Origin of the sequence: Pyrofollis japonicus, from assembly GCF_033097485.1 — an archaeon.
Classification (GTDB): Archaea; Thermoproteota; Thermoprotei_A; order Sulfolobales; family Pyrodictiaceae; genus Pyrofollis; species Pyrofollis japonicus.
The window spans coordinates 1,510,862-1,525,435 of the sequence record NZ_AP028634.1 but is presented as its reverse complement, the minus strand read 5'-3'; the positions used below and the strand labels follow the sequence as shown (position 1 = coordinate 1,525,435).

15 protein-coding genes and 1 tRNA gene are annotated in these 14,574 nt (G+C 44.9%); 6 read left to right on the top strand and 10 right to left on the bottom strand.

Annotation, left to right across the window (positions count from 1 at the left end):
- Positions 1 to 154 precede the first annotated feature (154 nt).
- From SBG41_RS08025 to SBG41_RS08005, 5 genes are all read right to left on the bottom strand, one after another.
- Positions 155 to 610, bottom strand: coding sequence for a Fur family transcriptional regulator (locus SBG41_RS08025; protein ID WP_317895028.1), 456 nt, complete (start codon positions 608 to 610; stop codon positions 155 to 157).
- Between the two features lie 141 nt (positions 611 to 751).
- The gene (locus tag SBG41_RS08020; RefSeq protein ID WP_317895027.1) at positions 752 to 2,107 is read right to left on the bottom strand and encodes an NfeD family protein; all 1,356 of its coding nucleotides are present in this window, start codon (positions 2,105 to 2,107) and stop codon (positions 752 to 754) included.
- A gap of 76 nt (positions 2,108 to 2,183) precedes the next feature.
- A complete protein-coding gene (locus SBG41_RS08015) occupies positions 2,184 to 2,447 on the bottom strand; it encodes a hypothetical protein (RefSeq protein WP_317895026.1) in 264 nt (87 codons plus the stop codon).
- Positions 2,448 to 2,669: 222 nt separating this feature from the next.
- Positions 2,670 to 2,873 (bottom strand): ribbon-helix-helix domain-containing protein, encoded by a 204-nt coding sequence (locus SBG41_RS08010; protein ID WP_317895025.1) that lies wholly within the window; start codon positions 2,871 to 2,873, stop codon positions 2,670 to 2,672.
- A 163-nt stretch (positions 2,874 to 3,036) separates the two neighbouring features.
- Entirely contained in the window at positions 3,037 to 3,402 is a 366-nt protein-coding gene (locus tag SBG41_RS08005) for a cren protein (protein ID WP_317895024.1), read from the bottom strand.
- Positions 3,403 to 3,505: 103 nt separating this feature from the next.
- Here SBG41_RS08005 and SBG41_RS08000 point away from each other — a divergent pair, with 103 nt between their 5' ends.
- Positions 3,506 to 4,300 (top strand): ATP/GTP-binding protein, encoded by a 795-nt coding sequence (locus SBG41_RS08000; protein ID WP_317895023.1) that lies wholly within the window; start codon positions 3,506 to 3,508, stop codon positions 4,298 to 4,300.
- Positions 4,301 to 4,304: 4 nt separating this feature from the next.
- Here the strand turns inward: SBG41_RS08000 and SBG41_RS07995 are convergent, their stop codons facing one another.
- Positions 4,305 to 5,252 carry a thiamine-phosphate synthase family protein gene (locus tag SBG41_RS07995; protein WP_317895022.1) on the bottom strand — a complete coding sequence of 316 codons (948 nt, stop codon included), beginning with the start codon at positions 5,250 to 5,252 and terminating at the stop codon, positions 4,305 to 4,307.
- A gap of 227 nt (positions 5,253 to 5,479) precedes the next feature.
- Here SBG41_RS07995 and SBG41_RS07990 point away from each other — a divergent pair, with 227 nt between their 5' ends.
- Positions 5,480 to 6,718 carry a M20 family metallo-hydrolase gene (locus SBG41_RS07990; RefSeq protein ID WP_317895021.1) on the top strand — a complete coding sequence of 413 codons (1,239 nt, stop codon included), beginning with the start codon at positions 5,480 to 5,482 and terminating at the stop codon, positions 6,716 to 6,718.
- A 36-nt stretch (positions 6,719 to 6,754) separates the two neighbouring features.
- A complete protein-coding gene (locus tag SBG41_RS07985) occupies positions 6,755 to 7,285 on the top strand; it encodes a hypothetical protein (protein WP_317895020.1) in 531 nt (176 codons plus the stop codon).
- A gap of 22 nt (positions 7,286 to 7,307) precedes the next feature.
- Here the strand turns inward: SBG41_RS07985 and dph5 are convergent, their stop codons facing one another.
- Positions 7,308 to 8,156, bottom strand: coding sequence for a diphthine synthase (dph5, locus tag SBG41_RS07980; protein WP_317895019.1), 849 nt, complete (start codon positions 8,154 to 8,156; stop codon positions 7,308 to 7,310).
- A 26-nt stretch (positions 8,157 to 8,182) separates the two neighbouring features.
- On the opposite strand from dph5, the gene SBG41_RS07975 reads away from it, so the two are divergent.
- The 3 genes from SBG41_RS07975 (at position 8,183) to SBG41_RS07965 (ending at position 11,058) form a co-directional block, all read left to right on the top strand.
- A complete protein-coding gene (locus SBG41_RS07975; RefSeq protein WP_317895018.1) occupies positions 8,183 to 8,887 on the top strand; it encodes an orotidine 5'-phosphate decarboxylase / HUMPS family protein in 705 nt (234 codons plus the stop codon).
- A 51-nt stretch (positions 8,888 to 8,938) separates the two neighbouring features.
- Positions 8,939 to 9,016, top strand: a tRNA-Val gene (locus SBG41_RS07970).
- A 155-nt stretch (positions 9,017 to 9,171) separates the two neighbouring features.
- A complete protein-coding gene (locus SBG41_RS07965; protein ID WP_397470801.1) occupies positions 9,172 to 11,058 on the top strand; it encodes a phosphoenolpyruvate carboxykinase (GTP) in 1,887 nt (628 codons plus the stop codon).
- Positions 11,059 to 11,106: 48 nt separating this feature from the next.
- On the opposite strand, the gene SBG41_RS07960 is transcribed toward SBG41_RS07965, so the two are convergent.
- From SBG41_RS07960 to SBG41_RS07950, 3 genes are all read right to left on the bottom strand, one after another.
- Positions 11,107 to 11,451 (bottom strand): hypothetical protein, encoded by a 345-nt coding sequence (locus SBG41_RS07960; protein WP_317895016.1) that lies wholly within the window; start codon positions 11,449 to 11,451, stop codon positions 11,107 to 11,109.
- A gap of 79 nt (positions 11,452 to 11,530) precedes the next feature.
- On the bottom strand, positions 11,531 to 12,076 hold the full coding sequence (locus SBG41_RS07955; RefSeq protein ID WP_317895015.1) for a hypothetical protein: 546 nt from the start codon (positions 12,074 to 12,076) through the stop codon (positions 11,531 to 11,533).
- 25 nt (positions 12,077 to 12,101) lie between these two features.
- Entirely contained in the window at positions 12,102 to 14,474 is a 2,373-nt protein-coding gene (locus SBG41_RS07950; RefSeq protein ID WP_317895014.1) for a hypothetical protein, read from the bottom strand.
- Positions 14,475 to 14,574 lie beyond the last annotated feature (100 nt).

Genomic DNA, 14,574 nt, shown 5'->3' with positions numbered 1-14,574 from the left:
ACACTTATCAAGCTTATCCTCTTATCATTAATCTTTTCTAGGTATTTACTTGGATAAAGCAGAAAGTACGTTTAACCTATAACTAGGCTTCACGTACGAACATATGTAGCTAGGGCCGCTGAGGATCTGTCGCCCACGCTGACCGGTGAAGATGTCAGCCTGGCTCTGAGGCCCCGTTACTACCACATTCTGCGTAAATTATCGTATTGTAAACTTTCACACCTTTAGTTTTCTTCTCAATCTGTTCCTTGATAATCTTCACGATTTCAGGATTATCTACGTCAAATATTTTCCCGCTATCAATACAGACTATGTTAATATGATCATGCACATCATCGTAGCGCGTTTCACCTGCAACATCGAAGCTCCGTATAAGGCCTAGCTGTTCAAGCAACTGAAGGTTGTTATATATCGTGCTAGGACTTATTCCTGGCATCGTTGACCTAATTTTCTCGAGAATCTGCATAAAGCTTGGGTGTTCTTTAATATTCTCAAGTACTATCTTGGCTATTGCAAGTCTCTGAGCAGTTATTCGTAAACCTCTTCTCCTGAGCTCTGTCACAAGCTTCGTCAATTTCTCGTCAACACTTAAATCAGTATGAGCTGGCATTACAATCACCGATACTGCTTTCTACCAAGTAATTGTTGCTGTTTTTGCTAGGTATAAATCTTTCGTATCCAGGAATGAGTTGCGTCGGCTAAAGGAATTATCCTCATAGCCCTAGTCGGGGCTCTGGCTGGGGAGTACTCCTCACCCACCTTTATCGCCGCTAGCTTTCCTAACTATAAGGATACTGCCCTCTTTATCTATAACGATTATGGGGTCATCCCTATGTATATCTTCTTCTCCCTTATTTATCGCTTGCCAATACTCGCCCTCAACAATGACGAATCCCTTTCCACCAACCGGTATGTCGTCTATAGCTCTTCCTTTCTTTCCAACAACACTTGGCGTGTATACTGGTTGTAGCCGCCAAGCTCTCAACGCCTTGTACACAATTATGCCTAATAATCCTGCTAAGGGAATCACAACAGCCATCAAGGTATAGAAAGCTGCCTTCATAACATCTCCTGCTATATATACCGGCTTACTTGTAAACATCATTATAGCACCCAGAAGTAGTAGCGCAATACCGGTAAACCCTACTACCCCGAAGCCTGGTATCGCAAATAACTCGATGAACAACATTATAATTCCTGTAAAGAGTAGTGCGACAGCTAATATGCTTGTGCTAAACCCGTAGCTGAATAGCCCGAGAATTATCAATGCTATTGCTACGCTCGCAAACGCTAAATGCTGTGTCGCAAACGACAAGATTAGCAAAAGGAACCCTATGCTCGTAAGCAAAGATCCTATAAAGGGATCGGAAAGCCAATGAGCAACTTGGAGACCCATGGGCATATCAAACTCAACGATTTTGACGCGCATCGGATCTACATATATTGTAGTATTAACACCGTTTACGAAAAGCGTTGAACCATTAATTTTTCCAAGAAGATCAAAGATGTCTGAAGCCACGGCCTCAACCACGTGCAGTTTTCTAGCCTCTTCAGCATCAAGTACGAGGTTGTTGTACACGAATTCCCTGGCGACACTTGCATTCCTTCCATGCATCTTCATACATACCTCAATTTCCTTGTAGACCGGGTTTAGTATCTTGCTTTCATTAATCGGCGTATATGAGCCAGATGGACTTAGAGCAACTGGCTGAACAGCACCTATAACTGTGCCTGGCTCCATTGCAGCATAATGCGTACACATGAGAATAATAGTGCCAGCGCTCATAGCCCATCTCTCAACAACGAAGCCTGCTACTGGTACAGAGCTTTTGCGCAACAATGAAGTAATGCGTAAGGTAGCATCAAGGCTTCCCCCCGGCGTGTTAAGCTCAAGGATAACCAATTTAGCTCCTAGACTATTCGAGTAATCTAGGAGCTGTTCAACATAATCTGCAACCGCTCCATCTATAACCCCATTAACTTTACCTACTACTATATAGTCAACATTTCCTCCACCCTTTGCTGAAGCCGTATAAGCCGCAAACCCACTTATTATTAACATTAGAGAGAAAAATATTGTCAAGTATCGTACAAGACTCTGTTGCATCCACATACGCCTCGTTAGGAAGAAACAAGTGTTTAGACTATTATAGGTTAATTAGCCTATTAGAAATAGCCCCATGCTACCAATACCTCCTTCTACGATGCCTTCCATAACCATGTTTTAGCGAATTATAAATCAAGTAAAGAATTACTAGTACAACAACTATTGCAGCAATCACTAGGAGGATCTTCACGAGGATGATGACTAACATGTAGATTATTGGAAGCAATATTCCAAAAAGAAGACCATATAATACTATGTGGAAAAGGTCATCACCTTTATACAGTCCATAAAGAACGCCTATCACTACCCCGACAGCTGCAAGGAGTTCTGTACCAGTCAACAACGACACCATTAAGGCCCACTTAGTTCTGGCCACAAAACGACAATACTAAGCTAAACTAATAGTATCTTCCAGTATAGCTCTTATCTGAGTAACGTGTTTCTAGGCAATAGTATTAACCATTAGAGAATAGTGATGATACGGCATAGAACCTAGATAAATAAACGATTAACTTAGTTCATTACGGCAGTCTTTCTTGTGCTTATAGCGAAGTCTTTAGGCTTAGACCATTATTCTTCTTGGCTCCCTGCGGGGGGTTAGCTCGAATCCCGTCGGATGCTCAGGTACGCCCCATAGCTCTCGCTTGAGGAGTTCCCGCACAGCTATTCGTATTGCCTCGCTTCGGCTGCTGTATCTGCCCATTTTTACTAGCTCATCAAGCCCTTCAAGATATGTTTCCGGCATTTTGACTGTTACAAGTCTCATATCCGCGCCCACCGTTATTGTTACTTCATGATAAGAAGGGGGTTTAAGCCCGAGGATACTGTGTTACTTCTTCTACTGCATCCTTTGCTTCCACTGCAACACTGGAATAAAGCTGTACAACGCTGTGCGTCGCCGCGCATAATTTATCTTTTGTAAAAACATGCTAGCCCAGTTCGGGGAAGAAGCTAGGCTTTTCGGCAAGGTCTATAATGGGCACTGCAATCCAGCCTGGTTTTGTCCCCTTTGATACCTCTACGTGTTCACCTTGATCGTCTACCTTGACGAGTAGGTAGTTTCCATCACCTAGTTTATCCGTGTCAACATAGTAATAGAGCATTGGTAGGCCATAGAGCTTGTAATAGTCTCTTAGCACCGCTATAATGCCATATATTTTCTTTTCATTGTTGTTAAAGCGTATTATGTAGGCTGGCTGCCCAAGGCTTATTATGGTTGCAGCTATTCTTGCTAAGTCATGTATACTCGAGACCTTGACGGGTACGAGTTTCTCGCTTGTACTTGGCTCAGACAAGCCCAGGCCCCGCGTATAGCGGTAAGGGTGCGGCGATAATTAAGTGCTAGACTTCATTAATCCTTAAGAAGAGGGAATACGTTTTGCTTCATTGGTGCTGAATGTGTATTACGTAATTATTGTAGGGCCCGCTGGTAGCGGGAAATCACATCTCGTTGATGCACTGGGAGACTGGATGGAGTTTAACCAGTTAGATGCTGCACGTGTTAATTTAGATCCTGCTGCTGAGTGGCTACCCTATGAGCCCGAGGTAGATGTAAGAGACTATATTGACACTAAGACGGTGATGGAGAAGTATAAGCTAGGTCCCAATGGCGCATTGGTTGCATCAATAGATATGCTTACGCAGTACGTTGACAAGGTTAGAGACGAGATAGAAGCCACTAAGGCTAACTATGTTTTAATAGACACACCTGGACAAATGGAGCTCTTTGCATTTCGAGACACCGGGCCATATGTATTGAAAGAAATTGTTGCCGATCATAGAGCCGTTACGGTATTCATATTTGATGCCGTCTTCGCGTCTAATCCTAGAAGCCTCGCCTCAAGCATATTCCTAGCGATGTCGACTCGTCTACGCATAGGCCTTCCACAAATAAACGCTGTGAGTAAAGCCGATCTATTACAGCCGGACCGCATGGAAGAAATCAACGAGATACTGAACAGCCCTGACTCGTTATACTCAACCCTTGTAGCTGAAGGAATTGACCCATTGCTTGCAGAGGCTTCAGCAAAAGCACTTGAAGCAATAATGCCAAGCGACGTAGCTGCTCCTGCCGCGATTAGATTTGTATCTGCTGTGTCGGGCTATGGGCTTGACGACCTCTATGCAGCCATACAACAAGTCCTCGCAGGAGGCGAGGACTTCTATACCGAGGAGCCAAGCCCCAGGCTCTAGCTCATCAGCCTTTCACGCCTGCTTCAAAGTCCCCAGTCTCCTTGAGCAAGTCTAAGCACTCAAGAACTTTCTTAACTACATCTCTTACAGAGGAACCAAAGACATAGATAACTGGTTCAAGTCCGTAACCGCCATGGTCAGCTATCACATCAACTGGTCTCACCGATTTCATGACAGCGTCCTTAATGTCATTTAGTAATTTATTGGGATCACTGTGCGGCCCAACCTCGAGTACAAACATATCATTGGTTTTGAAATAGTTTATGCACTTATCGCTAAATGCAATAACGATTGCTGCACGTATGAAGCGCCACTTCTCCCTTACGGCTAACAATATTAGCGCTGTATGCTTGCTCCCGCCATAGGTAGGCTCGCCTATTGGAACGACCTTTCTATTAACACGCACTATACCGCCACTTAGACCGACCACATCATATATAGTTCTTGCATCATCTCTTGCAAGAACTATGTTTGTCCCGACGTTTGGAACGAGGAGGAAAAATAACGGATGTCTTACTAGTTCATTAACAGCCTCCTCAACTTCAGCTATGTTTGTATCCTTCAAAGCCCGAAACGCATTACGACAAAGTTCACAGTTCTGTGGAAGCCTTTTTTCAAGTCTTTTATGTAGCTCGCAGAGATCACCCCTAGAAAGGAGCAGATTAACATAGCTCGTAAACGCTTGATAGTATTCGATCACCGAGCCTTTTAACAAGAGGGATACCAAAAGCTCAACAACAGAATTGAGCTCCTCAATGTTAAGACCTATTTTTTCGAATTCTTTTACTATTTCCTCCCGCTTTCTCCTCAAATACTTACTGACCATTGGCTGTGAAATGCCAAGCAACCGTGCAACACGTTCCTGGCTTAGACCGTTTTCAACGAGCCTATGCGCTATGAGCGCCCTTATATTTGGTATTATATACTTTGAGACAAGTTCGTGTGGAAGCAATGCAGCCTAGGGCCTCGCACATTTTGAGTTACCAAAGGTGTCAAGACGCTGTGCGAATGGGGTGCCGCCGTACTCAGTGTTAAGTTGTATGCCTGAGCACCGTAATTAGCTATATTCTTAATCATTGGTAGACGTTTCTGGCTTCCTATGTCAATCGGGCTCCGAGCTATTTTCTGAGAAGTTTTTAGTCTTTTATAGAGCGCGTTGAAGACATGGGTGTACAGTTCTTGACGCGCATAATAAATAGTAACGATATTCAATATATGAAGAATTATATTATATCGTTATATAAGAAGTTTATACCAATAAAGGCTATATCTCCCGATCTTGGTGGAGACGGGGAAGCTGAAAGGGCAGACATACTTGAGAAGGAGCTTCGCAGTCTAGGACTAGTTGCTCGCCGCGTTGATGCCCCCGACAAGAGGGCTAAAAAAGGCATAAGGCCAAACATATTAGCCATGGTAAATGGCGAACGAAAGGACAAAACCTTGTGGATAGTAGCACATATTGACACGGTTCCCGAAGGGGATCCTGCACTCTGGAAGTATCCCCCTTACAGCGTTACAGTTATAGATGACTACGTTTATGGAAGGGGGGTTGAGGATGACGGTCAGGCCGTCGTTACAGCATTCGCCGTTGCAAAGTATCTTGTTGAGAAAGGTATTCGGCCTCGTATAAACCTCGGGATAGCTCTCGTCAGTGACGAAGAAACAGGGAGCCGATACGGTCTAAGATACCTTGTTGACAAAGGCGTCTTCAACGACTACGGCGGATCACATTATTTCCTTGTCCCCGACGCTGGTAGCCCCGATGGCTCAAAAGTAATAGTTGCAGAGAAGCATATACTACATATGAGGGTCGTCACTAAGGGCAAGCAGACTCATGCAAGTATGCCACATACTGGGCTTAACGCGCACCGCCTAGGAATGATGTTTAACCTTGAGCTTGATAAAGCCTTTCGAGAAAAATTCACGGAGTATGACGAGGTATATGAGCCACCAGTTTCAACGTGTGAACCAACACGCAAAGAGGAAAATATAGGAAACATAAACACGATACCAGGAACTGATGTAGTATATTGGGATTGTCGAATCCTTCCAAAGCGTGAGATAAGAGACGTAATCGAACTTGCCAAGTCACTTGCTTTTAAATTCTCGTCGGCAACAGGAGCACATGTTGATATCGATGTTTTAGGCTACGACGATGCAGGTGAGCCCACGAGGCTAGATAGCCCATTCGTAGCAGGCTTTCTAGATGCAATTAGGGAGACAAGGGGGGTTGAGCCTCGCCCAATAGGTATAGGCGGAGGTACAGTGGCGCGCTATTTGCGCAAGCACGGCTACCCAGCAATCGTGTGGATGACCTGCGATGAGACAGCGCATCAACCAAACGAGTATACTAGGCTAAGCTACATAATCTCTGACATCGATACTATTCTATACTATTTGTTAAAGAAAGCTACATAGATGATTGCATGTGGTGGAAAGGGGCGCGTACAGTAGGTGACGGAGATAATGAAGAAGCCTAGACTTTCTTTAACCAAGTACTTCACAATACCCTATACTGTTTTTGAGGCACTAATGCAGATGAGAGGTGCCATTGACCCGGATAGTGGCCAAATAGTATGCCATTTTCTCGACCTAGGTGTAACGGCACTAGACCTAGACGGTTCTTCAATACCATTAATAGTTATTGACGGGTGCCTATTCGCCACGTTCGGAAGAGAGAATGTTGAAACCATAGTTGAGCGTGGCGGAGCAGTAGAAATAAGCTCGCTCAATGTAAATAAGGGGAGAATCTTATTCGGCGACGTAGAGATAGATAATTATTGGGGCCCTATAGCACTGGCCTTTGCAGCCGAAACAGCCTCTCCAGTTAAAATGTTTAAGATATACCTGGATGTTGATGGCAAGGAGGCGCCAATCGCTGCTATTCTCGTAGAGAACACCGAGGCAGGTCCAATGCTGATGCTGATACCGAGAAGCTGTGAATATGTTGAAGAAAGTGAACAAAGGGGCTTGACACACATGTAGACGAGCACATCAAACAATTCCACTATATGCATTCTTTACAATCACAGAGCACGCCTAACGCATTAGATTCCATTGGATGAAGCCTCGGCGCAGGAACTATTAGAGTGTGTGGGGGTGGGGGGAACTCTTCCTCCAAGAGCCTAGCAGGTTTTCCTGCAATACACTTAGAGTCGCTGAGACCTGCTCTAGCTACACCAACCATCAATGCATCGCTTAGCCTCGTTTGCTTCCTCTCCATGCTTGCAAATTCTTCTTCTAGGCGAAGAAGAATGTTGACAGCTTCAGGTATCGTCATTGCTTTACCCTCATCGAGCCTAAGATCTAAAAGGATTAGGCTGTGAAGATTTCTCTCCATGTTCTGCCATATGGTCTCGACGACGCTAAACGGCTTGTAGCCTTGCTCTGGATAAACTAGGGTAATAGGTCTGCAGAATTTGTAAAACTGTAGCCCGGTTGCATCAATCACAGCTTGTATGCCCGAGACCCCGGGTATAGCCTCTGCATGTATTCCTCGTCGCAGCGCTTCCACGAGCAGCGATACATGGGTTGTTGCAAAGAGAGGGTCACCTGGCACAATCACTACTATATTCTTGTTTTTTGCCTCCTCAATAATCTTATGCGCTTCATCCTCGAGCAACCGTCTCGGAGCCTCAACTACTTCCGCCCTCGAGGATAGCTCGCTTACCGTCTGCCTCGAGAGACCTGGAGCGATACTTGTGTATGTATCGATGTAAATCTTGTCAGCTGCTTTGATTAGTTCTAGAGCCTTGAGAGTAAGGTATTGCCTTGATGGTCCTGCCCCAACGAGATATAGAGGCATCGAGACCGCCATTAAGATGGTATTGAGCAGCTTCTTTAAAAACTCCGACATGAATGCCTACTCTTCAGGGCTAGCCCGTGAAGCCACGCCTTCTAGACATTCTTGAAAAGGATGCACCAGTGCTCCAAGTAGCACTGGATTATACGCGCTTAGAAGATGCACTATACCTGGCCTCATTGCTCCGCAGAGAAATAGGCGATAAATATTGGATTGCAGAGGCCGGAACACCCTTAATAAAAGCAGCCGGGATCTCTTCAGTCAGGTACCTTAGTGAAGTAGTAAAGCCAGTACCGGTGGTTGCAGACACGAAGACAGCCGATACAGGAGACTTAGAAACAATGATAGCCAGCGATGCTGGTGCAACGGCATTGACCGTGCTAGGATGCACGCTTGACGAGACCATAGAAGCTGCCGCTAAGGAGGCACATCGAAAAGGACTTGCACTTATAGTTGATATGGTTGCAGTAAGGGATATTGAGAAACGAGCAGAAGAAGTAGAAGCCCTCGGAGCAGATATAGTAGAGCTCCACATAGGTATTGATGCGCAGAGAGCACTCGGGATGACCGCTGCTGATTTGTATGGAATCGTGAAAAGAGTCTCGGATAGGCTCAGTGTTTATGTATCCGTAGCGGGAGGCATTGACCAGAAATCCGCCCCGCTTCTCGCCGAGGCTGGCGCATCAATTATAGTTGTTGGAGGGGCCATAAGGAAGAGCAGGGACCCAGCAGCAACGGCCAAGACAATAATAGAGTCGATACGAAAGACTAGGAATCAACAATAAAGACTTAACCCCGTCTCCCGAGAGGAAAGTATTTACTACACGGGTATAACTGGGCCCGTCGTCTAGCCTGGTTAGGACGCCGCCCTGACACGGCGGAGGTCCGGGGTTCAAATCCCCGCGGGCCCACCAATCTTCTCAATACACACAAAATCAGCCTTCCAGCGTATTGCAGACGTTCTTAAAAAGGTAATTTTAGTATTGATAATGCTTATAAAATGTTCCGCCTTTGTAGCTAGTTGGGTAAGTACCTAGCCCTGCAAGGTGCTTAAGTATTGAATCGATTTATGCTACTTGAAAAAGACTATGACTATCTTTCTGTCCTGAAAAAAGCCTTAACAGATGATATGCTGGACAAGCTTCTCCGAATAAATGATCCGAGCCTTCATAGGTGGATAGCTGACATAATTACCGTTGCGCAACCGGCTTCAGTATACCTTATCACGAGTAAAGAAGACTTTGAATACGTGCGTAGAAAAGCAATACAAAATAAGGAAGAGATACCGAGCAAGCACCCTAACCATACTGTCCACTTCGATGGGCCTCACGATATTGCGAGAGACCGTAAGAACACTAGGATACTATACCCGGGCGGCAAGGAGATACCATTCATTAACACACTTGACAGAGAGAAGGGCTTAGCGGAGATTAAGGAAATAGTACCAGGCATGATGAAAGGCAGAGAAATGTTTGTCGGCTTCTACTGTTTCGGGCCAAAACGATCACCCTTCACAATGCACGCTGTCCAAGTCACCGACTCCGCCTATGTTGCACACAACGAGAATCTACTATACAGGCTCTGCTACGACGAATTCGTTGAAAAGGCTCCCAACCTGCACTATGCAAGGTTTCTCCACGCGACCGGCGAGAAGGACGAACACGGATGGGTCAAGAACATCGATAAGAGACGCATATATATCGACTTAGTGGATTACACGGTCTATAGCCTTAACACACAGTACGGCGGAAACACTATAGGGCTAAAGAAACCCATGTTTAGGCTCTGCATATACAAGGGCAGCCTTGAGGGATGGCTCTGTGAACACATGTTCATCGCGGGTGTCCGCGGCCCCGGAGATAGAATAACCTATTTCACAGGTGCCTTCCCCGCAGGCTGCGGAAAGACCTCCACAACCTTCACAGCTGACACGATTGTGGGAGACGACCTCGCAATAATAAGGCCCTTTGAGGGAGAACCACGCGCGGTTAACCCTGAAAAAGGCATGTTCGGAATAATAGATGGTGTCAACCCTAAGGATGATCCTGAACTCTACAGCGTGCTAACGAACCCCAACTACGAGATAATATTCTCGAACGTACTCCTAACAAGGGACGGTGAAGTATGGTGGAACGGTAAAGAAGGAGAGCCTCGCCCCGGCATAAACTATGCAGGTGAATGGCGGCCTGGAAAGAAGGACGAGAATGGGAACGAGATACCTCCTTCCCATCCTAACGCGAGATTCACTATACAGCTCGAGTATCTTAAGCGCCTAGATCCTCGATACAACGACCCCTACGGTGTCCCTGTAAGCGCCATGATATTTGGAGGACGAGACCCCGACACATGGGTGCCAGTAGAAGAAGCATACGACTGGGTCCACGGCATAGTGACAAAGGCAGCAGCACTTGAGTCGCAGAAAACAGCAGCAGTACTTGGCAAAGCAGGCAAGCTAGAATTCAATCCGTTCGCGATACTAGACTTCTTACCAATCTCTGTTGGCGAGTTCATTAAGCTACACCTTGAGTTTCCTAATAAGGTCGAGAAGCTTCCACGGATATTTGGAGTAAACTACTTCCTGAAAGATGAGAACGGGAACTATATAGCAGATAAGATAGATAAAAGAGTTTGGTTAAAATGGATGGAGCTAAGAGTTCATGACGAAGTGGATGCACTGCACACACCAACCGGGCTCATACCAATATATAACGACCTCGTGGAACTATTCAGAAAACATCTAGGCAAGGAGTATAGCGAGAAACGATATGAAAAAGAATTTGCAACACGTGTGCCACAACACCTCGCGAAGATCGAAAGAATAATCGAAATCTATCGATCCATACCAGACACGCCAAAAGAGGTATTCGACGTCCTAATAGAGCAGAAGAGAAGGCTAAAGGAAGCACAGTCACGATGGGGTAACATAGTATCTCCATTCAAATATGATAGGCGGTAGGCGTTCAACAATATTTCCTTTTAATCATACGTCAGTGTTGCGGAATAACTACTCCTCGGGGAGAAGATCTGCAATTTCTTTCGACTTTATAGTGTATACTATAACGAGGTAACCCTCAGGGCTAACACCTATGCGGCTATGCGTTAGGTCGGCGTCTACACCAAGTGCAGCAACGAGCCTTTCCTCAAGCTCTATTATACGCCAAGTGGATATAGTAAAGGTTGTTGACGTGTTTCTAGGTCGTAGCTCAACAGTTATGATCAATTCTCCGGGCCGTCTTTTGACCTCTATTCCTCTAACGAGGTAATTCCTATCTAGTCGCGCAATAGTATCAATAATAATTGCCTTAATAGGGTCCTCAATAACCCCTAAAGGATTACGGCGGGAAACCATGGCTCTAACCTTTTACATACGCCTTCTCTTCTATTCCAATAATTACTGTGAATGTTGAAAAGGCGTTGAGTTGCTTAAATTATAGGGATTCATACCAATTGCTTTTTTCAGCATACTTTTCTCGAAGCTTGGTTATTATCTTTTCGCCTCGTTCACTAATAATCACGACATCACCCTCTATGCGTGCAAGACCTTTACTTTCGAGTTCTCGAAGCGCCTGCATAATATACTCCTTATCCGCCCTAATGTGCTGCTCAAGTTCCACCAAAGGAACTGCTTGCTTCTCTATAAGAGAAAGCAATACGCGCGAACGTACGGCATCTATAGGTTCGCGGGGACCCGTAGACGGTGGAGGAAGCTCAGAGTCCTCAATAAGGTCAACGTGGCCTCCTTCTTCTCTTCCAGTTGCTGCCGAAACACCTCCTCCGCCACCGCCACCACGGGCCATACGAGTGGTAACCGTTGTGGCGGTAAGGCTTGGTTGAGCTATTTCTGTACTTCTACCCTTTCTTGACGATGTCATGAGATAGGCTAAGGAAGCTACTAGTATTAGGAGGACAAATAGCAGGAACAGTACAATACCGTTTATCAGCCCGTTCCCCACTACTATAGTGTTTAAAGACATTTGCTCTCCCAATTAGTTCTAAAACTTATCCTCTGCGTATAGTCCTTATGCTCCATAGGAGTGCTGCAGCCGCAACAGCGCCGATTATTGCCATTAACTGTGTTCTGCTCGGTTGTTCGGCTTGTGTGACTGTTAGCACGGCAATATTGCTCTTAGCTCCTATTTGTGGTGCAACTGCCTGTACCTCGTAGGTTCCTGGGGTACTTGGAGCATTTATTACTATGCTAGCCTTACCGTTGACTGCTAGTCCTGATGCAGCCGTCTTCCAGAGCTGTGTACCCTTCTCCCGGATGAGTATATTTACGGTAACCGGCTCCTTAGGGGGCGGTGTTATGGTTACAGTTGCCGCTATACGGCTTCCGGCAGGAGCACTCGTTGTGTTTAACGTTAATGTTATGCCATATATTATTCTGAGCGCTTGAATTGACTTGCTTGCTTCCAAGCCGTATGCTGGAACCATGACAACCACGGTGTAGTTTCCGGGTTCCTGGGGCGCATCAAGTAAAGCCTCGCCTATGCCATTAACTATGCGTGTTGTATTAGCTGAAACTATTCCACTGGCTCCTCTGAGCTCTATTCTTGCAGTAGCATTGACAACTCCTGGATATATTTCTGCCTTGACTTTGATCTTGTTTACTTCACCGATCCTTAGTGTTTCTGGGACAACGGTTACAGTTAGGCTTAGTTTGGTTACGGTAACTTGTACAATCTTTTCAATTCTATAACCATCAACGTTGGCTAGTATCTTGATCGTATATACGCCTTGTTTTTCGGGAGCTGCAAGCCTTGTCTTAAATACCGGCTTACTAGCTGTAGCATTTACCCATATATTGCTCCAGGAGGGGAGTATTGATACCTTATATGGCTTGAGGAATGGCTCTAGAGAGATAATGACCTCTAGGGTTGAATTAGGAGGCACTATGCTCGGCAAGATATTTACATTTAGTCTTGGCTCGCCGTAAACCATAACGGTAACAGTATTACTTATGATAAAGACGCCGTCGATAGATACCGTTGCGCGTATTGTAGCCCTGCCTTCACCTATATCAATGCCGGTTAGCGAGACATCACCCCTTCCATTACATAGCTGGGTTGTAGTAAGCGCCTCCCAGCTCATCGACTTTGTAGAGTATTTTTCTATTCTACAAGGTAGACACGTAGGCACTGACGGCGAAAGCATAATGTTAAGACGAAGCTGTTCGTTTCTATATATAGATGTATCTGAGGGAACAAGTGTAAGCGATGCTGTTCTTATAATACTTGTAAGCGGAAGCACGTTTACACTAACCTCGTTGCTTCTGATCACATAGTCTATTCCGTAGATCCGTAGCAGCAGGGAAGCCCTGAATCTCGCTACCTTAGGAGCTATGAGGCCAGTTGATGGTATATGCGTACAATATACGCTCTGTGAAATATTGTTTAGAAATCCTACGGGATTCCAACCATTTTCGTATTTTTCCTCGATTATTATGCTTGCATTAGCATAAGAGGGCATGTTAAGCGTGCTTATCTTAAAACATACATTGCTTCCTTCAATAACTGTTGAATTAAGTGTTGTAATTGATACGTATATCCGTGGTATAACTATGAGGATTACATTTGTTGACGAGGTTACCTTGTCAAGACCACTATATCCAGTAGCCTTAACATCGATACTATACACGCCATCCTTAAACGGTACCGGCATGTAAAGATGCTTCTCAGCACTATTACCAGGTTCGATAATACTAGCTAAATATCCAGAGGCTATAGTCATGTTTCCTAAGCTTACCTCATAGAATACGTTTCGAAGCGGGAGGGCTCCATTGTTTGATACTAGTATTTTTAATGGTATCGAAGCCGTCTCTCCGCTCACTGCTACGTAGTATGTAAGGTTATTGGCAAACAATGCTCTAAGGACCATGGCTGGTTTTTCGCGCATAACTATTATCGGTACCTTTATGAGCTTGTAGATGTGTGTTGAATTCCGATAGGCATCTATTCTTATGACAGCGTAGTAGGGCTGTAGTGTGTCCTTAATCTTCTCCGCAATAAGTGGCGGAACTATTCCTCTTAGGAGGGTACTTAGAGTAGAATTTGGCATAATGTATCCAAGACTTGAAGAGGATATGGTTATGTCATCTATTAGGAGAGATATGGTTACAAATATTGGTTTGTTAGTTGTTGAGTAGAGTAATTTTGCTGCTATACTTGTCTGAATCGTGTTCTCCGTTGAAACGAAGAGCGGGTAGACAACTTTGAGACCAACAACATAAGTATCATTATCTATCTTGAGATCTATGATATACGTGTAATCCTTGGTATCCGCATTACTCACAGTCATTATAGATACAGCCAGCGCAAAGATAATTATCGTAATTGCTAGAGGCAGCAAGCCTCGCTTGGAGCGCACTGGCATTATGCACTCCCAGAATAATACCCATGATATTACAGCTATAGCTCTTTCTCTATAATCTGAAGCAACTATCTATACTATACACAAGACTAGCCTGGCTATG

Excerpts from the sequence above, each read along its gene's own strand:
- dph5 (WP_317895019.1), bottom strand. The coding sequence starts at position 8,156 with ATGTCGGAGTTTTTAAAGAAGCTGCTCAATACCATCTTAATGGCGGTC.
- SBG41_RS07960 (WP_317895016.1), bottom strand. The coding sequence starts at position 11,451 with ATGGTTTCCCGCCGTAATCCTTTAGGGGTTATTGAGGACCCTATTAAG.
- SBG41_RS08020 (WP_317895027.1), bottom strand. The coding sequence starts at position 2,107 with ATGCAACAGAGTCTTGTACGATACTTGACAATATTTTTCTCTCTAATG.
- SBG41_RS08025 (WP_317895028.1), bottom strand. The coding sequence starts at position 610 with ATGCCAGCTCATACTGATTTAAGTGTTGACGAGAAATTGACGAAGCTT.
- SBG41_RS07965 (WP_397470801.1), top strand. The coding sequence starts at position 9,172 with ATGCTACTTGAAAAAGACTATGACTATCTTTCTGTCCTGAAAAAAGCC.
- SBG41_RS07955 (WP_317895015.1), bottom strand. The coding sequence starts at position 12,076 with ATGTCTTTAAACACTATAGTAGTGGGGAACGGGCTGATAAACGGTATT.
- SBG41_RS07950 (WP_317895014.1), bottom strand. The coding sequence starts at position 14,474 with ATGCCAGTGCGCTCCAAGCGAGGCTTGCTGCCTCTAGCAATTACGATA.
- SBG41_RS08010 (WP_317895025.1), bottom strand. The coding sequence starts at position 2,873 with ATGAGACTTGTAACAGTCAAAATGCCGGAAACATATCTTGAAGGGCTT.